Origin of the sequence: Tropicibacter sp. S64 (assembly GCF_049803835.1) — a bacterium.
In the GTDB taxonomy this organism is placed as follows: domain Bacteria; phylum Pseudomonadota; class Alphaproteobacteria; order Rhodobacterales; family Rhodobacteraceae; genus Pacificoceanicola.
This window is the reverse complement of record NZ_JBNAGK010000005.1, coordinates 130,228-150,626: the sequence shown is the minus strand read 5'-3', so window position 1 is coordinate 150,626 and position 20,399 is coordinate 130,228. Positions and strand designations below refer to the sequence as shown.

General features: G+C 68.5%; 22 protein-coding genes. 10 read left to right on the top strand and 12 right to left on the bottom strand.

The annotated features are described in order from the left end of the window. The first annotated feature begins 47 nt into the window (after nucleotides 1–47). Nucleotides 48–344, top strand: coding sequence for a YrhB domain-containing protein (locus tag ACP159_RS09895; RefSeq protein ID WP_425099517.1), 297 nt, complete (start codon nucleotides 48–50; stop codon nucleotides 342–344). Then, a complete protein-coding gene (locus ACP159_RS09890; RefSeq protein WP_425099516.1) occupies nucleotides 341–787 on the top strand; it encodes a hypothetical protein in 447 nt (148 codons plus the stop codon). Before ACP159_RS09895 ends, ACP159_RS09890 begins: the two co-directional genes overlap by 4 nt. Nucleotides 788–853: 66 nt before the next feature. Here ACP159_RS09890 and ACP159_RS09885 read toward each other — a convergent pair whose 3' ends face one another. After that, nucleotides 854–1,627, bottom strand: a complete 774-nt coding sequence (locus ACP159_RS09885; protein ID WP_425099515.1) for a DUF1013 domain-containing protein — start codon at nucleotides 1,625–1,627, stop codon at nucleotides 854–856. A gap of 165 nt (nucleotides 1,628–1,792) precedes the next feature. Here ACP159_RS09885 and ACP159_RS09880 point away from each other — a divergent pair, with 165 nt between their 5' ends. Continuing rightward, nucleotides 1,793–2,428, top strand: coding sequence for a ribonuclease T2 family protein (locus ACP159_RS09880; protein ID WP_425099514.1), 636 nt, complete (start codon nucleotides 1,793–1,795; stop codon nucleotides 2,426–2,428). Nucleotides 2,429–2,743: 315 nt separating this feature from the next. Here ACP159_RS09880 and ACP159_RS09875 read toward each other — a convergent pair whose 3' ends face one another. After that, nucleotides 2,744–3,391, bottom strand: coding sequence for a sulfotransferase family 2 domain-containing protein (locus ACP159_RS09875; protein WP_425099513.1), 648 nt, complete (start codon nucleotides 3,389–3,391; stop codon nucleotides 2,744–2,746). An 83-nt stretch (nucleotides 3,392–3,474) separates the two neighbouring features. Between ACP159_RS09875 and ACP159_RS09870 the strand changes: the two genes are divergently transcribed. Next, nucleotides 3,475–5,100 carry an AMP-binding protein gene (locus ACP159_RS09870; protein WP_425099512.1) on the top strand — a complete coding sequence of 542 codons (1,626 nt, stop codon included), beginning with the start codon at nucleotides 3,475–3,477 and terminating at the stop codon, nucleotides 5,098–5,100. 88 nt (nucleotides 5,101–5,188) lie between these two features. Here ACP159_RS09870 and ACP159_RS09865 read toward each other — a convergent pair whose 3' ends face one another. The 9 genes from ACP159_RS09865 to ACP159_RS09825 form a co-directional block, all read right to left on the bottom strand. Further along, complete coding sequence (locus ACP159_RS09865) at nucleotides 5,189–5,878, bottom strand: hypothetical protein (RefSeq protein ID WP_425099511.1); 690 nt, start codon at nucleotides 5,876–5,878, stop codon at nucleotides 5,189–5,191. Between the two features lie 372 nt (nucleotides 5,879–6,250). After that, on the bottom strand, nucleotides 6,251–6,469 hold the full coding sequence (infA, locus tag ACP159_RS09860) for a translation initiation factor IF-1 (RefSeq protein WP_005978431.1): 219 nt from the start codon (nucleotides 6,467–6,469) through the stop codon (nucleotides 6,251–6,253). 98 nt (nucleotides 6,470–6,567) lie between these two features. Continuing rightward, on the bottom strand, nucleotides 6,568–7,452 hold the full coding sequence (locus ACP159_RS09855; protein WP_425099507.1) for a carbon-nitrogen hydrolase family protein: 885 nt from the start codon (nucleotides 7,450–7,452) through the stop codon (nucleotides 6,568–6,570). A gap of 251 nt (nucleotides 7,453–7,703) precedes the next feature. Then, a complete protein-coding gene (locus ACP159_RS09850) occupies nucleotides 7,704–9,152 on the bottom strand; it encodes a cobyric acid synthase (protein WP_425099506.1) in 1,449 nt (482 codons plus the stop codon). Continuing rightward, a complete protein-coding gene (locus ACP159_RS09845; protein WP_425099505.1) occupies nucleotides 9,149–9,760 on the bottom strand; it encodes an HAD family hydrolase in 612 nt (203 codons plus the stop codon). Before ACP159_RS09845 ends, ACP159_RS09850 begins: the two co-directional genes overlap by 4 nt. 3 nt (nucleotides 9,761–9,763) lie before the next feature. After that, on the bottom strand, nucleotides 9,764–10,102 hold the full coding sequence (locus ACP159_RS09840) for a Lin0512 family protein (protein ID WP_425099504.1): 339 nt from the start codon (nucleotides 10,100–10,102) through the stop codon (nucleotides 9,764–9,766). A 1-nt stretch (nucleotide 10,103) separates the two neighbouring features. After that, nucleotides 10,104–10,445, bottom strand: a complete 342-nt coding sequence (locus tag ACP159_RS09835) for a Lin0512 family protein (protein ID WP_425099503.1) — start codon at nucleotides 10,443–10,445, stop codon at nucleotides 10,104–10,106. Nucleotides 10,446–10,663: 218 nt separating this feature from the next. After that, a complete protein-coding gene (gene recR / locus ACP159_RS09830; protein WP_425099502.1) occupies nucleotides 10,664–11,260 on the bottom strand; it encodes a recombination mediator RecR in 597 nt (198 codons plus the stop codon). 253 nt (nucleotides 11,261–11,513) lie between these two features. Beyond that, entirely contained in the window at nucleotides 11,514–11,858 is a 345-nt protein-coding gene (locus ACP159_RS09825; protein WP_425099501.1) for a YbaB/EbfC family nucleoid-associated protein, read from the bottom strand. A gap of 157 nt (nucleotides 11,859–12,015) precedes the next feature. Between ACP159_RS09825 and ACP159_RS09820 the strand changes: the two genes are divergently transcribed. Then, the gene (locus ACP159_RS09820) at nucleotides 12,016–12,402 is read left to right on the top strand and encodes an MAPEG family protein (RefSeq protein ID WP_425099500.1); all 387 of its coding nucleotides are present in this window, start codon (nucleotides 12,016–12,018) and stop codon (nucleotides 12,400–12,402) included. A gap of 76 nt (nucleotides 12,403–12,478) precedes the next feature. On the opposite strand, the gene ACP159_RS09815 is transcribed toward ACP159_RS09820, so the two are convergent. Further along, nucleotides 12,479–14,242 carry a DNA polymerase III subunit gamma/tau gene (locus tag ACP159_RS09815; RefSeq protein WP_425099499.1) on the bottom strand — a complete coding sequence of 588 codons (1,764 nt, stop codon included), beginning with the start codon at nucleotides 14,240–14,242 and terminating at the stop codon, nucleotides 12,479–12,481. A 367-nt stretch (nucleotides 14,243–14,609) separates the two neighbouring features. On the opposite strand from ACP159_RS09815, the gene ACP159_RS09810 reads away from it, so the two are divergent. The 5 genes from ACP159_RS09810 (at nucleotide 14,610) to ACP159_RS09790 (ending at nucleotide 20,313) form a co-directional block, all read left to right on the top strand. Next, nucleotides 14,610–16,136, top strand: coding sequence for an ankyrin repeat domain-containing protein (locus tag ACP159_RS09810; protein ID WP_425099498.1), 1,527 nt, complete (start codon nucleotides 14,610–14,612; stop codon nucleotides 16,134–16,136). Between the two features lie 206 nt (nucleotides 16,137–16,342). Continuing rightward, nucleotides 16,343–17,188: a KPN_02809 family neutral zinc metallopeptidase gene (gene ypfJ, locus ACP159_RS09805; protein WP_425099497.1), complete on the top strand. Its 846-nt coding sequence runs from the start codon at nucleotides 16,343–16,345 to the stop codon at nucleotides 17,186–17,188. Between the two features lie 4 nt (nucleotides 17,189–17,192). Continuing rightward, a complete protein-coding gene (locus ACP159_RS09800; RefSeq protein ID WP_425099680.1) occupies nucleotides 17,193–17,702 on the top strand; it encodes a protein-tyrosine phosphatase family protein in 510 nt (169 codons plus the stop codon). Between the two features lie 413 nt (nucleotides 17,703–18,115). Continuing rightward, on the top strand, nucleotides 18,116–18,919 hold the full coding sequence (locus ACP159_RS09795; protein WP_425099496.1) for a DUF4198 domain-containing protein: 804 nt from the start codon (nucleotides 18,116–18,118) through the stop codon (nucleotides 18,917–18,919). Beyond that, nucleotides 18,916–20,313, top strand: coding sequence for an FAD-binding oxidoreductase (locus ACP159_RS09790; protein ID WP_425099495.1), 1,398 nt, complete (start codon nucleotides 18,916–18,918; stop codon nucleotides 20,311–20,313). The genes ACP159_RS09795 and ACP159_RS09790 overlap by 4 nt, the downstream gene beginning before the upstream one ends. Nucleotides 20,314–20,399: the final 86 nt, after the last annotated feature.

The window sequence follows — 20,399 nt, the reverse complement described above, 5'->3', positions numbered from 1 at the left end:
GGTGCGGGGGGCTACACTTGGGCAAAGAAAGGGAGCAAGGCGCAAGGATGCTGACACTGGAAGAGGCGCGTGCCCTGGCCGAAGCCTTCATCGCGGATTGGGATGGAGACCTCGTCCTGATCCCGGAGCCGGTGGCGTCGGGCGACTTCGGTTGGGTCTTCGTCTTCCGGAGCAGGCAATTTCTGCGCAGCGGGGCTCTCTCCGATGCCCTTGCGGGCAATGGCCCCCTGTTGGTGGACCGACACCGCGCGACCCTCACGCAACTGGGCACGGCGCATTCTGTCGGGTACTTTGTGGACGCGTACCTCCGAGATGTCGCAGGACGGGAGGAGATGGACACATGACACATGGCAGCGCGGATCGGCGCGACGGTCAGGACCACATGGCCATGCAAGGCGCGTTGCCGGGCGCAGGCGCTGTCATCGACTGGTTCGGCCTTGGCCGCATGCCGCGCTTTCATGACGCTGAAGTCTGCGAGCATGACCTTGAGACCGGCAGACACGGCCACCTCAAACTGCGCACATGGCGCATGACGGGCCGTGTGGACCCGAAGGGCTTCTACATCACCGACAGGCATGCCGTCGTCACCCTGACCTTCGCGCAGGTCACGCGCCTTGAGCTGGAGGACGCCGAGACACCGGGCATCGTCGGAAGCCTCACCCTCTCGCGCCTCGAAGACGGCTCCGGTCACCGCGTCGTCTGGGACAGCAGCTGGGGGATCTGGGGAAGTGTGGAAGGGCAGGGCCTGTCCCTGACGCTGGAGCCCATGGACGCTTCCCCCCTATGACAAGAAAAAGCCCCGGACGGATGCGTCCGAGGCTCTCCTGTCAGACCAAAAACCAAAGACCGGGCCTCAGCGGCGCGGATCGTCGTCGTCCTCGTCGTCCTCATCGTCCCCGCCGGAGGGCAGGTTGAAGAAGCTGTCGGCGTCGGAGAAATCGCTGGCCTTGCGGTTGTCCTCCTCGTCATCGTCGCCGCGCGGGTCGGACAGGCTGAAGGTCTCCAGCCCCTCGATGGCGGTCGGCAGGCGCGGCTCGTTGTCCATCCCGAGGCTCTGCTCGGTGGAGACCAGCTTGCGGCGCTCGTCGTCGGTCATCACCGCGTCCTTGTTCTTCGCGGCCTTGGCCACGGCGGCGTCAAGCTCGGACTGCTTGCACAGGCCAAGCGCCACCGGGTCGATCGGTTGCATGTTCTGGATGTTCCAGTGGGTGCGCTCGCGGATCGACTGGATCGTCGGCTTGGTGGTGCCCACCAGCTTGGAGATCTGGCTGTCGGCGAGTTCCGGGTGGAACTTGACCAGCCACAGGATCGCGTTCGGCCGGTCCTGACGCTTCGACAGCGGCGTGTAGCGCGGCCCGCGGCGCTTTTCCTCGTCCTGGGCGGCGGCGTTGTACTTCAGCTTCATCTTGTAGAGCGGATTCTTTTCCGCCTGGTCGATCTCGGCCTGGAGAAGCTGGTTGTTGGCGACGGGATCGAAGCCCTTGACGCCGGTGGCCACGTCGCCATCGGCGATGCCCTGGATCTCCAACTCGTGAAAGCCGGTGAAATCGGCGATCTGCTTGAAGCTCAGCGTGGTGTTGTCGACCAGCCAGACGGCGGTCGCCTTGGGGTGCAGAAGTTTGGCCATCATGTGCCTCCTTGCGAAATCTCGACCATCCCGAACGGCAATATTCTTCGCTTCGCCGCGATCCGGAGGGCCGGACCAGGGCGGTCCCGCTGTTCCGGGACAAGTTGCCGTTGTAGGGAAACCTGGCGGCTCTATAGTCGCTCCGGGGCAAAGAGGGAAGAGAAAATGCGTATTCTGGTGATCTGGGTCTTGACGATGCTCGCGGGCATGGTCTCCGCCGAGGGGGAGAAGGCCGGGCAGTTCGATTACTACGTGCTCTCGCTCAGCTGGTCGCCGACATGGTGCGCGCTGGAAGGCGAGGGACGCGGCTCGCCGCAATGCGACGCGGAGGCGGATTTCGGCTGGGTCATGCACGGGCTCTGGCCGCAGTACCACCGCGGCTGGCCGTCCTACTGCCGGACCGACGCCCGCCAACCCTCGCGGGCCCTGACCGCCTCGATGGAGGACATCATGGGCTCGCCGGGGCTGGCCTGGTACCAGTGGAAGAAACACGGGGTCTGCTCGGGACTGACCCCGGAGGCCTATTTCGACCTTGCCCGCCGCGCCTATGCCTCGGTCACCCGCCCGGCGGTGTTCCGCAAGCTCGACAAGCCGGTGCGCCTGCCCGCCACGCTGGTGGAGGAGGCCTTCCTCAAGGAGAACCCGGGCCTCACGCCGGACATGCTGACCATCACCTGCCAGGCGGGCCGCATCCAGGAGGCGCGGCTGTGCCTGTCGAAGACGCTGGAGCCGGTGCCCTGCGGGCGCGACGTGGTGAAGGATTGTTCCCTGAAGGATGCGCTGTTCGATCCGATCCCGTAGGGTGGCTGTTGTCAAAAGGAGTGCCTTCGGCACGCTTCTTCTTCTTCTTTCCGGGGGCTTCGCCCCGCCCTTCGGGCCCCCCAGGATATTTTGGGCAATTGGAAACACAAAATTAAGGTTGATCGGCGAACCTGGGTCCACGGTACAGGCGGGGACGCCGATGACCGTGCAAGTGGAAGCGACCAGCTTTCGGACAGTGCGCTTGGATTTGTGTGCCCGCGTGCTGTCCACCCGCTCCCTGTTTCCAATTGCATTTAAATATCCCCGCCGGAGGCATCCGAACCCGTCGTTTGCGCAGGTGTCGCAAGGCCGGGATCAGCCGTCGAAGCTGTAGCCAAACCGGGCGACATCCTCGGCGCAGAGGTCTGCGACATGGTCCCTCAGCGCCGCGTCGTAATACTCCCGATACGGCCTGCGCAGGGAGAGGTTCTCGTGCGGGATCTCCAGCCGGAAGCCGAGGTGCGCCCAGAGCGGCTCGGCGTCTGCCTCCAGATGTTCCAGCCGGAGACACAGCGCCTTGTGCTCGCGGCCCGTCGCATCCGTCAGATACCGACGGACCGGCCAGCCGGAAATCGACCGGGCGGTGTGCGGGTGGTGCAGGAAGGCCGCGAAGTCCAGCGTCCGGGCCAGCCGCACGGCCTCGTGGTCGAAGACCTGCTGCCCGAGCCAATGGTAGTAGCTGACCATCCGGTCCCACGGGTTGCGCACCAGCGTGACCACCCTCATCGCGGCAATTTCCTCCGGGGTCATCAGCCCGTCAATGTCGGCCAGCGTGGAATGCTTCCACAGCCGCCCCGCCGCCGTCAGCGCCTTTAATCGCCCCCGCCGCTTCATCGCCTTCGGCGTATCGCCGATCAGGATGTCGTCCTTCATCGCGCGGCTTTCCAGCGCCTGAGCCAGCGAGGTGCCGCCGGTCTTGGGGATATGCACGAAGATGTAGTTGCGGCCGGGGGAGAGGATCATGCGACAACTCCTACCCGAAAACCGGCTTTTCACCAGCCCCAAGCCTCGCCATTATCGCGGAAAACCGACAGGGAGCACGAACCATGGGCTGGATGCGCGACGAGACGGGGCTGGAGAAGACGGCGGCGAATTACGTCCCCTTGACGCCCTTGTCCTTCCTCAAGCGGGCGGTGGGGATCTGGCCGGATCACCTCGCCGTGGTCTATGGCGGTCATCGCAAGACCTATGCCGAGTATGTGGAGCGGGTGACGCGGCTGGCCTCGGCCCTGGCGGGGCTGGGTGTGAAACCGGGCGAGGTGGTGGCGACGATCCTGCCCAACATCCCGGCGCAGGCGGAGGCGCATTTCGGCGTGCCCGCCTGCGGGGCGGTGCTCAATGCCATCAACACACGGCTCGATCCCGATACGGTCGCCTATATCCTCGATCACGGCGAGGCGAAGGTGGTGCTCTGCGATCCGCAGTTCCTGCCGATGCTGGCGGAGGCGCTGGACCGCATGGACGGCCCCGCGCCGCAGGTCATCGAGGTGGCGGACGATCAGGCCGGGGTGCATGGCCACGGGCATTACACCGAATACGAGGCGCTGCTGGCCTCGGGCGATCCGTCCTTCGACTGGATCATGCCGCAGGACGAGTGGGAGAGCATCGCGCTCAACTACACCTCCGGCACCACCGGGCGTCCCAAGGGCGTGGTCTACCATCACCGGGGGGCGTATCTGAACGCCATGGGGCAGGTGCTGAGCTGGCGCATGACGCTGCATCCGAAGTACCTGACCATCGTGCCGCTGTTCCACTGCAACGGCTGGTGCCACACTTGGATGATGCCGGCGCTGGGCGGCACGGTGGTCTGTTGCCGGGACATCACCGCGAAGGCGATCTTCGACGCCATCGCGGACGAGGGCGTGACGCATTTCGGCGGGGCGCCGATCGTGCTCAACACGCTGGTCAACGCGCCTGCGGAGCAGAAGCGGGAGTTCTCCCATATCGTCGAGGTCTTCACCGCCGGGGCCCCGCCCGCACCGGCAACCCTGGCGAAGATCGAGCCGATGGGCTTCAACGTCACGCAGGTCTATGGCCTGACGGAGGTCTATGGCCCGGCTACCGAATGCACCTGGAAAGCCGAATGGGAGCCGCTGCAGGGCGCCGAGCGGGCCGCGATCAAGGCGCGGCAGGGGGTGGCGATGCCCTTCATGGAGGAGGTGATCGTCACCGATGAGGCGCTTGCCCCGATCCCGCGTGACGGGGTGGAGAAGGGCGAGATCCTGTTCCGCGGCAATGGCGTGATGAAGGGCTATCTGAAGAATCCGAAGGCGACGGAGGAGGCCTTCGCGGGCGGCTATTTCCACTCCGGCGACATCGCGGTGCAGCATCCGGACAGCTACGTGCAGATCGCCGACCGGGCCAAGGACATCATCATCTCCGGCGGCGAGAATATTTCCTCGGTGGAGGTGGAAGGCTGCCTGATGGGCCACGACGCCGTGCTGCTCTGCGCCGTGGTGGCGAAGCCGGACGAGAAATGGGGTGAGGTGCCCTGCGCCTTTGTCGAGTTGAAGGATGGCCATGAGGTGACGGAGGCTGACCTGATCGCCTATGCCCGCGAGCGGCTTGCCGGGTTCAAGACTCCGAAGAAGGTGGTCTTCATGGAGCTGCCGAAGACCTCGACGGGCAAGATCCAGAAGTTCGAATTGCGCGGCGTGGCGAAGGGCTTGTGAGAGGGGCGGTGGGTTGAAAACCCACCCTACGGATTGCCCGCGCCGTCTGCCTCCGGGGTAGGGTGGGGTTCCAACCCACCGCCCCGCCTCACGGACAGGGCACGATCGGCGCCGACCAGTTCTCCGTCACGAAGGACAGCGAGGCGGTGCCCGAGGGGCCGGTCTGCTTGATGACCATGACCCGGTCGGAGGTCAGCGTCACCGGCGCGCTCTCCGGCGTGCTGCAGGCGAGGTCGTAGAGCGTCGCGTCCATGTTGCGCACGTTCACCGGGTTGCTGAGGCGACAGGTCGATCCGCAGATCGCCAACCGCCCGCCCTGGAACGGCGCGGTCCCGGCGTCGCAGCCCTCGGCCTTGCGCTGCACGCACATCCCGTCCAGCGGGCTGGCGCTCGACAGCCAGTTCAGGCTGACCGCGTTCATGTTCGATGTCGGGAAGAAATCGCAGGGCAGCCCGTCCGGCAGGGTGTTGCAGGTGATGCCCGCGTGGCGCTCCTTCGGCAGGACGACGTCGTTGACCAGGATCGTGATCGTGCTCCTGCCGCCCTGCACGTCCTCCTGCACGTGGATGCCGTTGGCATAGCCCGCCGACGCCTGGGTGTCGTTGGAGCACAGGTAGGCCTGCGTCGTCTCCTCGCAGGTGTCGTTGAAGCAGATGCGGGCGCGGGGGGCGGCGCTGTCCTCGGTGAAATCGACACAGCCGGCGACAGCGGGGGAGGCGAGGAAAACTGCGAGGCAGGCGAGGGCGTATCTGTGCAAGATCTGGTCCTTGGCGGTCATTCTGACGGGCGCGGGGTGCGGCCAAGTCTGGAACGGGACGAAAGGAAGGTCAATCGCGGCGACGGGCGGACGGCGCTACAGCGTCCCGCTTTTAACTTGAATCATCCAGTGACGCCGATGTCCCGAGAATGCCGAAGGCATGGCAGGGTATCGGCGTCTCAAGTTTAAGGCGGGGCGCTTTAGTCGGGGCCGGCCTCGATGGCGGCGCTCGGTAACCATCGCCCCGGACCCTGGGCCGTGCAGGGGCGGCGGGCGTGACCCCGTCCAATCAGCCGGGCCGCGGGGCGCAGCCCCGCCCTACGGTCTGTCCCGCCCAAACGAAAAACGCCGGACTTCCGCCCGGCGCATCGCATCGTCGATCCCTGTACCCGCTTACTTGAAGCGGTAGTTGATCCGCCCCTTGGTCAGATCGTACGGGGTCATTTCCACCTGAACCTTGTCGCCTGCGAGAACACGGATTCGGTTCTTGCGCATCTTGCCTGCCGTATGTGCGATGATTTCATGGCCGTTCTCGAGTTCGACCCGGAATGTCGCATTCGGCAGGAGTTCCTTCACGACGCCGGGGAATTCGAGGGTGTCTTCCTTGGCCATGGTCTCTCCTGAGTTGCATTGCCCGGGATAGTATCGGGCGAGCGTGTATATGGTCTTAATGCGCGTTAAGTTCAAGTCCACAATTTGAGGCCGTGCCGTCAGCGCAGCCGGGTGGCCTGAACCGGCGCGTCGCGGCCCGTCTGCTCGGCCCAATGCGCGTGGTTCAGCACCACGCCGTCGCGGCGCACCCGGCGCACCGCCTCCGGGTCGATCTCTGCCATGGTCCAGCCGGGTTTGTCGAGTTCGCCCGAGGCGATCACCCCGGTCGGCGGAAAGCCGGTGTCCGGCGGGCCGAAGAGGCCGCCGCGCCCGCAGGAGACGTCGATCACCTCGGACCAGTCCGCCACGCCGACCAGCGAGGCCATGGCGGTGACACACTGGTTCTCCAACGCCCGCGCCCGCGCCCCGATGCGCACGCGGGAATGCCCGGAGAGCGCTTCGGTGACGGAGGGGATCAGGATCACGTCCGCGTCTGCCAATGCCCGGCCCAGCAGCGGGAACTCGCAGTCGTAGCAGATCAGCACGCCGATCCGGCCAAGCGCGGTGTCGAACAGCCGGAGCGGCCCGCCGGGGGCGATGTCCCAGGCCTCGCGCTCGAAGCGGGTCATGATCTGCTTGTCCTGCACGCCCATGGCGCCGGTCGGGGTGAACAGCCTTGCACGGTTGACCGGCCTTGGCGCGAGGCTCTCGTCGATCACCGGGGCAGAGGCGGCGAGGATGTGGACCTTGTACCGCGCCGCGAGGTCCGCATGCAGGCTGTCCGCCTCCGCCACGCGGGCGTTGGTGGCCATGATGCAGCGTTCGAGGTCCTTCGCCGCTTCTGCTCCGTCCAGCGTCGCCAGTTCCAGCGCCCCGTATTCGGGATAGACCAGAAGCTCCGCACCGTCCTCCGCCGCCCGGCGGGTCCAGTCGGTGAGCTTCTCGGCATAGTCCTTCCAGGAGGTGAGGAAAGTGGCGGGATAGGCGGCGGTCGCGATTTTCATGGCGGTGTTCCCTGTGGCTTCGGGCATGACGCGTTGTGACAAGGTTTGCGCCGATGGGCCAGCGGTTTGAGCCGGGTTGCCGGGAACTCACTCCCCTGTGGGGAGGGACGGGCGAAGCCTCCGGGGAGGGGGGCGTGCCGAAACTCCCTCCCCATTGGGGAGGGTTGGGGTGGGGGGCGGCGCCGGAGAAAACCGTCCGGCGGATAATTTTCAGCGAGGGGCGGGCGAAGCCCCGGGAGGCGAGCGCTCCTTCACTCCGCCAGCGCAAGCAGCCCCGGCACGTCCAGATGCGTCTCCAGATGATCCGCCAGCCCGTCCAGCACCGTCTCCACCCCCGCGTCATAGGAGACCTGTGCCGCCGTCACGCCGAAGCCGGCGAGCCAAGCGGCGCGGAAGGCGTCGTCGCGGAACATGCCGTGCAGGTAACTGCCGGCGATGCGCCCGTCCGCCGAGACCGCCCCCTCCGGCTCCCCGCCGACAAAGGCAAAAGGCCGCGCCCGGTCCGCGCCGTCGCTGCGGCCGATGTGGATCTCGTAGCCGCTGAACGCCGCGCCGGTGGCGGCGTGCTCCGCCCGCACCTCGGTCAGCCGCTTGTCCGGCGTCATCACCGTGTCCACCTGCAACAGCCCGAGCCCGGCATCCGTCCCCGCCGCCCCCTCGATCCCCTCCGGGTCCGAGACCGACGCGCCAAGCATCTGGTATCCCCCGCAGATCCCCAGCACATGGCCGCCGCGCCGCACATGCGCGGCGAGGTCCACGTCCCAGCCCATGGCCCGCAGGAAGCCGAGATCGCCGCGCGTCGACTTCGTCCCCGGCAGGATCACCACATCCGCGTCGCCCGGGATCGCCCGCCCCGGGCCAAGCATGGTCAGCCGCACGCCCGGCTCCTGCGCCAACGGGTCGAGGTCGTCGAAATTCGCGATCCGCGACAGGGCGAGGCAGACCACGTGCAGACCCGTCTCGCGCTTCGGCGCATCCACGTCCAGCGCATCCTCCGCGGGCAGCTTCCAGGCATCGCGGAACCAGGGCGCCACGCCAAACCCGCGCCAGCCAGTCCGCGCCTCGATGGCGGCATAGCCGTCGTCGAACAGCCGCGGATCGCCCCGGAACTTGTTGATCAAAAAGCCCTTCACCTGCGCTGCGTCCTCCGGGGCCAACACCGCCTGCGTGCCGACGATCTGCGCGATCACGCCGCCCCGGTCGATGTCCCCGGCCAGCACCACCGGCACCTTCGCGGGCACGGCGAACCCCATGTTGGCGATGTCCCGGGCGCGCAGGTTGATCTCCGCCGGACTGCCCGCGCCTTCGACGATCACCAGATCGTACCGCGCCTTCAGCCGCTCGAAACTCTCCATGACCCGCGTGATCAGCACCGGCTTGAGGTTGTAATACCCGGCTGCGGAGGTGGCGGTCAGGCGTTTGCCTTGCACGATCACCTGTGCGCCGGTGTCGGTCTCGGGCTTGAGCAGCACCGGGTTCATGTCGGTGTGCAGGGCCACCCCGGCGGCCAGCGCCTGCAAGGCCTGCGCCCGGCCGATCTCGCCGCCATCCACCGTCACGGCGGCGTTGTTGGACATGTTCTGCGGCTTGAACGGCGCGACCGACAGCCCGCGCCGCCGCGCCGCCCGGCACAGCCCCGCCACCAGCATGGACTTTCCGACGTTGGAGCCGGTGCCCTGGATCATCAAGGCGCGGCTCATGCCAGCCCCAGCCGCTCCGGCAACGCGTCGCGCGTCGCGTCGGTGAAATGGAACCCCATCCAGCCCCGCGCCCTTGCGGCGGCGATGTTGGCGGCCACGTCGTCCACCAGCAGGATGCGGGAGGGCGCCAACCCGGACCAGCGCTCGATCTGGGCAAAGAACCCGGCATCCGGTTTCGCCGCGCCCATGCGCCCGGAGGAGAAGACGCGCTCCACCACCGCCGCATAGCCCATCTCCTCCTCGATGAACCGGCAGCGGTGATGCTCGTTGTTCGTCCCGATCACGTGCCGCGCCGGGTGGGCCCCGATCAGCCCGAGCATCTGCGCGTCCGGGTGGGCGTCCTTCTCGAACCAGTAGCGCAGGAAGGCTTCCCCGCCGAGCGCATAGCCGTTCCGGGCAAGCCAGTCCGAGACATGCGCAAGCAGGTCGATGCGGCCCCGGAGGATCGCCTTGAAGTCATCGGTGGTGAACATCTCGCGGGTGAAGACCGCCGGGTCGATGCCGAGATCGGCTTTCATGTCATCGGCCCAGAAGATCCGGCCGTTCCGCATGTTGGCGTTCAGGACTCCGTCGAAATCCCAGACGATCAGGTCAGGTTGGTCGGACATGGCTCAGCCCTGCTTCGGCAGGAACGCCTCCACCGCCGCCTGCGCGATGACGGTGACCTCGCCGCTGTCCGGGTTGGTGATGTCGAGCCCGCCCTGCACCGCCGTGACCGTCGCCTTGCCCCGGGGCAGGGCCGCCGCCAGCGCGGCGCAATCGAGCCGGTCGGGCTGCTGGACGCCCACCGTCACGCGCACCTCCATCTGATCGTGCGGGAGCCCCAGCGCTCCGAACAACGGAATGGACGAATGCCGCAGCGCGTCCTCGATCGCCCGCCCGGCGGCCTTCTGGTAATCCCTGCCGTGCAGATCGTTGCCCATGCCCATTTCGATGATGAACCGCTGCATCTCAGATCCCCTCCAGCGCGACGGAAATGGCGACATTGGCCATCACGGTCGGGTTGCCGTCACCCTCCGGGCGCGGCACGTCGAGGCCGCCCTTGGTCACATGGACCGTGACCTGCCCATAGGGAAAGACCGCCGCGACCTGCGCGGTGTCGACGCGGTCCGGCTCCTGTACGCCCACGTCCACGGTGATGTGCATCTCGGCCTTGTCCTTGCCGAACAGCTCCGCGAGGTTGATGGAGTTGTGCCACAGCGCATTCTCCACTGCCCGGCAGGCGGCCTGGGTGTAATCCTGGCGGCGCAGGGAGGTTCCCATGCCGAATTCGGTGAGCAGGCGTCTGGGCATGGCGGGGTCCGGGTCCGGGTTGCTGTGCCGCCAAGGTGAAGCAGCAATGGCGCGGCGTGTCAAACCGATGGGGTGCGGGCGCGGGGAGGCGGGCGCCGGAAACTTTTGAAGTTTCCGGACCGATTTCTTTTCAAGAAATCGCCGTGCCGCGGTTGACTTGCGATGCGCCAGACGGCCGGATCGGGCTACCGGTCGGCACCCGTCCCCCTTGCCGGGACTCAGAACCGCTTCCGCGCGTTCAGCGCCGCCGAGATGGTCCCATCGTCGAGGTAATCCAGCTCTCCGCCGATCGGCACCCCCTGCGCCAGCGTCGTCACCGCCACGCGGCCTTCCAACTGATCGGCGATGTAATGCGCGGTGGTCGCCCCGTCGACGGTGGCATTCAACGCGAGGATGACCTCGGTGATCGCCTCCGCGTCAAGCCGGTGCACCAGTCCCGGAATGCGCAGGTCCTCCGGCCCGACGCCCTCCAGCGCGGAGAGGGTGCCGCCAAGCACGTGATAGCGGCCCCGGAACACGCCGGAGCGCTCCATCGCCCAGAGATCGGAGACGTCCTCCACCACGCACAGAAGACCGTTCGCCCGGCGCTCGTCCTCGCAGATGTCGCAGACCTCCGTGGTGCCGACATTGCCGCAGTTCAGGCACTCGCGGGCACTCTGCGCCACCGCCATCATCGCTTCGGCCAGGGGCTGCAACACCTGCGCGCGCTTGCGGATCAGGTAGAGCACCGCGCGGCGGGCGGAGCGCGGGCCGAGGCCGGGCAGGCGGGCCATCAGCTCGATCAGGGCTTCGATGGGATCGTTGCGGCGGATCATGGCAGGAGGCAGGCTCGCGAGGATGTTTGCGGAATGTTCGCGGCAGGATAGGCAGCCCCGCCGGGATGGCAAGGGGGTTCCTGCCGGGCCAGACGGTGCGCGGCGGGTGCGCGCCACGCAGTCCCGGGCTTGACCCGGGACCTCCGCGCTGAGTTGCAGGAACACCGGATCCCGGCGTCGGGAGGCCCCGGGTCAGGCCCGGGACGACAGTGGCCTCGAAGGCGGCGCGAGGACGGCGCCGCCGCGGCCCGGATCAGAACGGCAGCTTCATGTCCGCCGGCAGGCCGAGGCTCTCGGTCAGCTTGCTCATCTCGCGCTGGGCGCGGTCGCTGGCCTTCGCCTGCGCGTCCTTGATCGCGGCGAGGATCAGGTCCTCGACCACTTCCTTCTCGTTCGGATCGAAGATCGACGGGTCGATGTCCAGCGCCTTCAGCTCGCCCTTGGCGGTGGCGGTGGCCTTGACCAGCCCGGCGCCGCTCTCACCCGTCACCATCATGGTGTTCAGGTCTTCCTGCAGCTGCTGGACCTTGCCCTGCATCTCCTGCGCTTGCTTCATCATCTTGGCCATGTCGCCAAGCTGTCCCAGTCCCTTGAGCATTGCCCCTGTTCCTTTGCATCGCTTGCGGTTCGCCCTCAGATAGGACCCGGGGCCCCGCGCCGCAAGCCTTCGTTTCCGGGGAGGCCCCACGGGGGCTTGACCGCGCTCCCGTCCGTGCCCGACTGTCGGCGCGACTGCCTGCCATCCCGGACCCGACATGCCCGATCCCGCCGTTCTCCCCGTCAGTTTCACCTTCATCGGCCTGCTGGCCATCGTGCTGTCGCCCCTGACCGGATGGGTCGGCGTCCGGCGCGGGCAGACCCGCACCCTGCGCGGGGACGGCGGCGATCCCGAGCTGTTCAGGCGCATCCGGATCCACGGCAACCTGCTGGAAACCGCGCCGGTCTTTGCCCTGACGCTGGCCGCGGCGGAGAGCGCCGGGCTGGGGCAGGGCTGGCTCTGGGCGGCCGTGGCGGTATTCGTCTTCGGACGGGTGCTGCACTACAGGCTCTACGACAGCGGAAAGCGGGGCGTGGCGATGGTCGTCACGCTGCTGCCGGGCTCGCTCATGGGGCTGTGGCTGCTGGCCGTGATCTGGGCTTAGGCCGAAGCGGGCGGCAAATCTCTTCAAAGAGATTTGCAAGACCCTGCGAAGGGTCTTGCCGCGCGGCGCCGTGCCGTCACTCCTCCTCGAAGGGGTCCCACTCGTCCTCGACCTCGGGCAGGGCCTCCTCCAGCGCCTTGTTCGCCACCTCCTGTGCGCTCTTCACCGCGGTGATCTCCGCCTTGGGAAAGGCGGCCAGCGCGGCCTGGACAAGCGGGTGTCCGGCGGCCTCGGCGTGCAGGGCGCGGCGGGCGGCGTCGCGCTTCTCGGTGATGGTTTCGGCGTCGCAGCCGTTCACCACCGTCACCGCCCAGCGGTTGCCGGTCAGCCGTTGCAGCGTCGTGCCGAGCCTCTGGGCGAGATCGCCGGGGGTGCGCTCGGCGGGGGTGAACTCGATCCGGCCCGGCTGGTAGGCAGCGAGCCGCACGCCGCTTTCGATGTCGATCAGCAACTTGCCGTCCCGGCTGGCGCGGATCAGCTCGATCACGTGCTCCCAGGTCGGGTAATGTGCCAGCGCGCTCTGCGGCGAAAGGGCGACCACCGTGTTGCCCTGCGCGGCGGAGGGACCGGCGGGGCCGCGATGGGTCGGCGCGGGCAGGCCCTGCGCGTGGGTCTGGCCGCCGCCCTGATGCGACAGGCCCCCCCCCGAAGGCCCCGGCCCCGGGGGTGGCGCGCTCTCCTGCAGCTTGCGCATCAGCTCCTCCGGCGAGGGCAGCTCGGCCACATGGGTCAGCCGGATCAGCGCCATCTCGGCGGCCATCATGGCATTGGGTGCGTGCGAGACTTCCTCGATGGCTTTCAGCAGCATCTGCCAGGCACGGGTCAGTGGTCGCATCCCGAGACCGTCGGCAAAGGCGAGGCCGCGGGCGCGTTCGTCCGGCGAGATCGTCGGGTCCTCGGCGGCGTCCGGCGTGATCTTGACCACGCTGACCCAATGGGTCAGCTCCGCCAGGTCGCGCAGCACGGCGAGCGGGTCGGCGCCGTCGGAATATTGCGCCGACAGCTCGGTCAGGGCGCCCGCTGCATCGCCGCGCATGATGCGCTCGAACAGGTCCATGGTGCGGCCCCGGTCGGCGAGGCCGAGCATGGCGCGGACCTGATCCGCGCCGGTCTCGCCTGCGCCGTGGCTGATCGCCTGATCGAGCAGGGAGGTGGCATCGCGGGCTGAGCCTTCGGCGGCGCGGCAGATCAGCGCGAGGGCGTCGTCGGTGATCTCCGCGCCCTCGGTGGCGGCGATCCGGCGCAGCAGGGCCAGCATCACCTCCGGCTCGATGCGGCGCAGGTCGAAGCGCTGGCAGCGGGACAGGACCGTGACGGGGACCTTGCGGATCTCCGTCGTGGCGAAGATGAACTTCACATGCGCCGGCGGCTCCTCCAGCGTCTTGAGAAGTGCGTTGAAGGCGGAGGTGCTGAGCATGTGCACCTCGTCGATGATGTAGATCTTGTAGCGGGCGGAGGCGGCCCGGTAGTGCACGGAGTCGATGATCTCGCGGATGTCGTTCACGCCCGTCCGGGACGCGGCGTCCATCTCCATCACGTCGACGTGGCGGCCTTCCATGATCGCCACGCAGTGTTCGCATTGCCCGCAGGGGTCCGTGGTCGGCCCGCCGGTGCCATCCGGCCCGATGCAGTTCATGCCCTTGGCGATGATCCGCGCCGTGGTGGTCTTCCCGGTGCCGCGGATGCCGGTCATGATGAAGGCCTGCGCGATGCGGTCGGCCTTGAAGGCATTGCGCAGCGTGCGCACCATGGCGTCCTGCCCGACGAGATCGGCGAAGGTCTCGGGGCGGTACTTGCGGGCAAGCACCTGGTACGGCTTCGGGGTGTCGGTCTCGGTCATTCGGCGGCCTTCGATGGGAGTCGGCGGCAGGGTAAGGCCTGCGGCGGTCGGCGTCCACCAGGGGATACACCCGCGGTTCGTCTTCCGGCCCGGTGCCGCGCGAGGCGGCGTTGGCGGTGAGTATTTGTGAAAGAGAAGAAACAGGGGACGGTCTTCGGATCGGCGGCAGGGGTGCCGGGGCCGAGTGCAGCCGCCACTGGAAACCGCCCCGACAATCCGCTACCCTCGCCGCAGGGCCCGGTCGCAGGGGGCCTCCTGATCCGCGGAAAGCGCCCGCACCTGCCGTTGACGACAGACCGACGACCTATTCGGTTTTCTCTTGCCCGACTCGGCGGATCGCGGGCCTTTGGACAGAGGAACCCGGATCATGACCGATCTCTCCCTTGACGGGCTGCGTTTCGCGGCCAAACGCCTCCACCACGCGTACATCGCCCGTGCGCCATGGGCGGTGGAGCGCCTTGCGCAGCATCCGCCCGGCAAGCCGCCGGAGGCGCTGACGCGGGCGGATTTCCTGCATGTGATCGCGCAGGAGCACGGCTTTGCCAGCTGGCCGAAGCTGAAGCTGGCGGCTGAAACGCTCGGCCTCGACCGGGCGGCGGCGCAGCAACAGCTGAAGATCGCGCTGTTCCATGGCCAGAACGCCCGCACCGAGGCGCTACTGGCGCGGTTCCCGGACCTTGCGGACGGGCTCTTTGGCCTGCAATGCGCGCTCTACCAGCGCGAGGCGGTGGCGGCGGCGCTGGCGGCAAAGCCCGGGCTGGCGGTGGAGCGGCTGGGGCCGCGCACGCCGATCCTGCATCTGGCCTTTTCGAAGTGGATTCACGCCCGGCCCGATCTGGAGGCCGACATGCTGGCGGTGGCGCAGATGCTGCTGGACCATGGCGCGGACGTGAACGACGGCTACCCGTACCAGCCGGGGGAGGATCACCTGCTCTCCGCGCTCTATGGCGCGATCGGCCATGCGGACAACATGGTGCTCGGGCGCTGGCTGATGGAGCATGGCGCGGATCCGAACGATGGCGAGTCGCTGTATCATGCGACGGAGCTGGGCCATCACGCGGGCTTGCGGATGCTGCTGGAGGCCGGCGCGGACCCGAAGGGCACCAACGCGCTGTTCCGGGCGATGGACTTCAACGACCACGGCGCGGTGCGGCTGCTGCTGGATCACGGCGCACGGGTGGACGATTACAACGCGGCGCCGGTCGGCGGCGAGGCCCCCGTTGTCATTCCGGCGCTGCACCAGGTGGCGCGGCGCGGCTGTGACGGGGCGATGGCGCGGATGGTGCTGGAGGCCGGGGCGGACCCGGCGCTGCGCTGGAAGGGCGTCACGGCCTATGAAATGGCGGTGGTCTTCGGCAGCGATGCGGTGGCGGAGGCGATCCGCGAGGCCGGGGGCGAGACATCGGTTTCGCCGCAGACAGAGCCGCTGGTCGCCGCCGTCGAAGGCCGCGACGGGCCGTTCATCGACCCGGCCAAGCTGCCCGAGGCCTTCGCCCATCTGCTGCGCGAGATGGTGCACATGGCGGACCGCCTGCCGCAGATGCAGGCGCTGGTGGCGCGGGGGCTGCCCTACGATCAGCCGGACGCCCACGAGAAGGTCACGCCCACCCATATCGCGGGCTGGTCGGGCCTGCCGGAGGTGCTGGGCTGGCTGATCGGGCTGCGCCCGGACCTGAGCCACGTCAACGCCTATGGCGGTACGCTGCTGTCGACGATCATCCACGGCTCGGAGAACAACCCGGCGCGGGAAGGCCGCGATTACCTCGCCTGCCTGACGCTGGCGCTGGAGGCGGGTGTTGCCCTTCCGGAGGCGGCGCTGCGCGGCGCGGGGCGGGCGGATGTGGCGGCGTTCCTCGAAGCCTGGGCGGAGGCGCATCCGGGGCAGGTGGTCTGAACCTGGCCGCGCATCGGGGCCTGCGGTGCGCGGCTGCGCCCCTGGCGGTCCGGCGGGCAGAGGCGATCCGGCGCGATCCGGCGCGGCCCCGCCGGACGTGCCGAACAGCGGCCCGGAACTTTCTTTCGCATACCGCCCTTTATCCCTATGGGCAGATCGGCCCGTTCGTGTAACATCTGACGTCGTAAGACGGGTTCGGGGGAGAAATGAAGCTCAGGGGTGTGCGCAGGAGCAGCAATATCGAGGACCGGCGCCGGTCCGGATTCCGTGGTGGCGGCACCGCCGGGATCGGCGGGGTCGGGCTGCTGGTGGTGTTGGCCATCGGCTATTTCACCGGGATCGACGTGACGCCCCTGCTCGAAGGCGCGGGCCAGACGCAGCAGCAGAGCGCCCCGCGCGAGCTGACCGCGGCCGAACAGCGGGCCGCGGATTTCTCCGCCGGGGTGCTCGGCACCACCGAGGAGGTCTGGGGCGCGATCTTCCCCGAGCAGCTGGGACTGGAGTACAACCCGCCGGTGCTGGTGCTCTTTGCCGGGCAGACCGCCTCGCCCTGCGGCAATGCCTCCGGCGCGACCGGGCCGTTCTACTGCCCGGCGGACGAGAAGGCCTATCTCGACACGGAATTCTTCGCCACCCTTTCACAGCAACTGGGCGCGGGGGGCGATTTCGCCGCCGCTTATGTCATTGCTCATGAGGTCGCCCACCACGTGCAGAACGAGCTGGGCATCCTCGGCGAGGTCAACCAGGCGCGGCACGCCGCCAGCCAGACGGAGGCCAACGGGCTGACCGTGCGGCTCGAACTGCAGGCCGATTGCCTCAGCGGGGTCTGGGCGTCCAACGTGCAGGGGCTGCTGGAGCCGGGCGATCTCAAGGAAGCGCTGAACGCGGCGCGCAAGATCGGCGACGACTACCTGCAGAAGCGGGCGGGCCGCGTGCCCAATCCGCATACCTTCACCCATGGCACCTCCGACCAGCGCGAACGCTGGTTCGCCACCGGCTACAAGAGCGGGCAGGTCGAGGCCTGCGATACCTTCGGAGCGCGCGATCTCTGAGACTATCGTGATCCACGCCCTGCCGGTCGGCGGAGGCATCCTCGCGCTCTCGCCCCTGCCGGGGGCCGGGGGCGACTACAAGGGCGACCTGACGCATATCGCCAGCTGGACCCCGGCCTTCGTGATCTCGCTCGTCACCAACGTCGAGCTGTTCGAGGCGGGGGCGCAGAAGCTCGGGGCGGACATCGTCGATCACGGCACCCGCTGGGTGCATCTGCCGGTGCGGGATTTCGACGTGCCGAACGCCAATTTCGAGAACGACTGGCCGGATGTGTCGGCCCGGGCGCGGCGGGCACTGATGGGCGGCGGCCGGGTGCTGGTGCACTGCCGGGGCGGCTGCGGGCGGTCCGGGATGGTCGCGCTGCGGCTGATGATCGAGGCCGGGGAGGCCCCGGACGAGGCGCTGGCCCGGCTGCGCGCGGTGCGGCCCTGCGCGATCGAGACCGACGGGCAGATGGAGTGGGCCCTGAAGGCACAGCGGCAACCGGCGGTCTTCGTGCGCCACAACGATTGAGCGGCTGGGCGGCCTGAAAGGGCCTTGGTGCATTGTCCATCCTCATGCCCTGTCCAAGCGCACGCGTTGTCCTCCCCCACGCGTTGTCCTCCCCCACGCGTTGTCCTCCCCCACGCGTTGTCCTCCCCCACCCCAACCCTCCCCACGGGGGAGGGAGTCCGCGCCGCGCGCTGACCGCAGGGGAGATCACGCCGCGGAATCGGGAAGGGCCGGGATGGCGGGAGGCCCCGTCTCCGTGCCAACCGGTCAGGGCGGAGCGGATGTCCCTCCCCCGTGGGGAGGGTCAGGGTGGGGGGAGGAGGCCCAAGGCAAGGGCAGAGGGTCAGGGCCGCGCGTGCCCGCGGGATTTCCGTCAAACCCCACCTACCATAGCCATGCCAACCCCTGTACGGTGCCGCCGAAAGGAGACCCCCATGCGCGTATTGACCCTCGCCGCCCTGTTGCTGGCTTCGCCGCTCTCGGCCCATGAATTCTGGATCGACCCCGTGCTGTCCCAGGTCGCCCCCGGGGCGGCGTTGCAGGCGGACCTGCGGGTCGGCTCGGAGTTCAAGGGCTCGGTCTATTCCTACGTGCCGCCCAATTTCACCCGCTTCGACGTGGTCATGGGCGAGAGCGTCACGGCGGTGCCGGGCCGGGCGGGGGACAAGCCCGCGCTGAACATGCCGGCACCGGAGGAAGGTCTGGCGGTCGTGGTGCATGTCACCCGCGACTACCTGCTGACCTACGACGGCTGGGACAAGTTCGAGACCTTCTGCAATCACAAGGATTTCCCCTGGGCGCTGGAGCGCCACCTGGAGCGCGGCTATACGAAGGACCTCGTGCGCGAGCGCTATTCGCGCCACGCCAAGAGCCTGATCGGCGTCGGGGAGGCCCGGGGCGCGGACCGGGAGATGGGGCTGGCCATCGAGATCGTGGCGCTGGCCAACCCCTATACCGACGATCTCTCGCAGGGTCTCCCGGTGCGGGCGCTCTATCAGGGCGCACCGCGGGCGGACGTGCAGGTGGAGCTGTTCGAGGAAGCTCCGGACGGCACCATCGACATCCGCACCTACCGCACCGACGCGGACGGGCGGGCGGTTCTGGAGGTGAAGCCGGGACATGACTACCTCGTCGATCACGTCGTCATGCGCGAACTGGAGCCGGAGGGGCCGAACGATCCGGTCTGGGAGAGCCTCTGGGCCTCGCTGACCTTCGGTGTTCCGGGGAGCGCCCGATGACCGTCGCGGCGCTGCGCGGGGCGCTGGGGGACCGGTTCGTCCTGACCGGTGAGGACATGGCGCCCTGGTGCCGGGACTGGACCGGCGGCTATCGCTGGGCGCCGCTCTGCGTGGCGCGACCCGGGACGGCGGAGGAGGTTTCGGCGGTGCTGCGCATCGCGCATCAGGCGGGGCAGGCGGTGGTGCCGGTGGGCGGCAACACCGGGCTGTCGGGCGGCACGTGCGGCGACGGCGCGGTGATGCTCTCGCTGGACCGGATGAACCGGATCCGCGAGATCCGCCCGGAGGCGCGGGTCGCGGTGGTCGAGGCCGGGGTGATCCTGGGCGCTCTCCACGCGGCGGCGGAGGCGGAGGGGCTGTCCTTCCCGATGACCTTCGGCGCGAAAGGGTCCTGTACCATGGGCGGCATTCTGGCGACCAACGCCGGCGGCTCCAACGTCCTGCGCTACGGCAACACCCGCGATCTGGTGCTCGGGCTGGAGGTGGTGCTCGCCGATGGCCGGATCGTCGATCTCATGGGCGCGCTGCACAAGGACAACACCGGGCTGAACCTGCGGACCCTGATGATCGGCTCGGAGGGCATCCTCGGGGTGATCACCGCGGCGGTGGTCAAGCTGGTGGCGCAGCCGAAGGCCTATGCGACGGCGCTCCTCGGGATGCGCGATCTGGAGGCGTCGCTGGACCTGCTCAACCGGCTGCAGGCGGTGACCGGCGGGCAGGTGGAGGCCTTCGAATACATGCCGCGGCGGTACGTCGAGGCATACGCCCGGCTGCATCCGGACGCGCGGCTTCCGTTCGAGGAAGGCCATGACGTGACGATCCTCGTGGAACTGGGCGCGACCGCGCCGCGCGACGTGGTGCCGGGTCCGGACGGTCAGCCGCCGATTGCCGGGCTGCTGGAGACGGCGCTGGGCGAGATGCTGGAGGCCGGTGATCTCGCCGATGCCGTGGTGGCGCACAGCGAGGCCCAGCGGCGCGACTTCTGGGCGCTGCGGGAGGCGGCGGCGGAGGTCTGCACCTCCCGTCCGGTGATCATCTGCGACGTGGCGGTGCCGCTTGACCGGGTCGCCCTGTTCCTCGGTCAGGCCGACCGCCGGCTGGCGGAGATGGACCCGGAGGCCGTGGCGATGGTCGTTGCCCACCTCGGGGATGGCAACGTGCACTATTCGGTCTGGACGGAAACCACCGGGGCGGCGCGCAATGCCATCATGGAAGCGGTGGAGGAGGAGGCGCTGGCGCTGGGCGGCAGCTTCTCGGCGGAGCATGGCATCGGTCTCGCCAAGCGCCCGGCGATGGCGCGGTTCAAGGACCCGGTGGCGCTGGAGGTGATGCGGTCGGTCAAGGCGGCGCTCGATCCGAAGGGCATCCTGAACCCGGGGAAGGTGATCCCGTAGGTCTGGCGGATCTTTCCCGACTCAACATCACCGACCGACCCCCACCCCACTCCACATCACCGACCCCCACCCCCAGCCCCTCCCCG

Coding starts and splice junctions, on each gene's coding strand:
- ACP159_RS09895 (WP_425099517.1), top strand. CDS start 48: ATGCTGACACTGGAAGAGGCGCGTGCCCTGGCCGAAGCCTTCATCGCG.
- ACP159_RS09890 (WP_425099516.1), top strand. CDS start 341: ATGACACATGGCAGCGCGGATCGGCGCGACGGTCAGGACCACATGGCC.
- ACP159_RS09885 (WP_425099515.1), bottom strand. CDS start 1,627: ATGGCCAAACTTCTGCACCCCAAGGCGACCGCCGTCTGGCTGGTCGAC.
- ACP159_RS09880 (WP_425099514.1), top strand. CDS start 1,793: ATGCGTATTCTGGTGATCTGGGTCTTGACGATGCTCGCGGGCATGGTC.
- ACP159_RS09875 (WP_425099513.1), bottom strand. CDS start 3,391: ATGATCCTCTCCCCCGGCCGCAACTACATCTTCGTGCATATCCCCAAG.
- ACP159_RS09870 (WP_425099512.1), top strand. CDS start 3,475: ATGGGCTGGATGCGCGACGAGACGGGGCTGGAGAAGACGGCGGCGAAT.
- ACP159_RS09865 (WP_425099511.1), bottom strand. CDS start 5,878: ATGACCGCCAAGGACCAGATCTTGCACAGATACGCCCTCGCCTGCCTC.
- infA (WP_005978431.1), bottom strand. CDS start 6,469: ATGGCCAAGGAAGACACCCTCGAATTCCCCGGCGTCGTGAAGGAACTC.
- ACP159_RS09855 (WP_425099507.1), bottom strand. CDS start 7,452: ATGAAAATCGCGACCGCCGCCTATCCCGCCACTTTCCTCACCTCCTGG.
- ACP159_RS09850 (WP_425099506.1), bottom strand. CDS start 9,152: ATGAGCCGCGCCTTGATGATCCAGGGCACCGGCTCCAACGTCGGAAAG.
- ACP159_RS09845 (WP_425099505.1), bottom strand. CDS start 9,760: ATGTCCGACCAACCTGACCTGATCGTCTGGGATTTCGACGGAGTCCTG.
- ACP159_RS09840 (WP_425099504.1), bottom strand. CDS start 10,102: ATGCAGCGGTTCATCATCGAAATGGGCATGGGCAACGATCTGCACGGC.
- ACP159_RS09835 (WP_425099503.1), bottom strand. CDS start 10,445: ATGCCCAGACGCCTGCTCACCGAATTCGGCATGGGAACCTCCCTGCGC.
- recR (WP_425099502.1), bottom strand. CDS start 11,260: ATGATCCGCCGCAACGATCCCATCGAAGCCCTGATCGAGCTGATGGCC.
- ACP159_RS09825 (WP_425099501.1), bottom strand. CDS start 11,858: ATGCTCAAGGGACTGGGACAGCTTGGCGACATGGCCAAGATGATGAAG.
- ACP159_RS09820 (WP_425099500.1), top strand. CDS start 12,016: ATGCCCGATCCCGCCGTTCTCCCCGTCAGTTTCACCTTCATCGGCCTG.
- ACP159_RS09815 (WP_425099499.1), bottom strand. CDS start 14,242: ATGACCGAGACCGACACCCCGAAGCCGTACCAGGTGCTTGCCCGCAAG.
- ACP159_RS09810 (WP_425099498.1), top strand. CDS start 14,610: ATGACCGATCTCTCCCTTGACGGGCTGCGTTTCGCGGCCAAACGCCTC.
- ypfJ (WP_425099497.1), top strand. CDS start 16,343: ATGAAGCTCAGGGGTGTGCGCAGGAGCAGCAATATCGAGGACCGGCGC.
- ACP159_RS09795 (WP_425099496.1), top strand. CDS start 18,116: ATGCGCGTATTGACCCTCGCCGCCCTGTTGCTGGCTTCGCCGCTCTCG.
- ACP159_RS09790 (WP_425099495.1), top strand. CDS start 18,916: ATGACCGTCGCGGCGCTGCGCGGGGCGCTGGGGGACCGGTTCGTCCTG.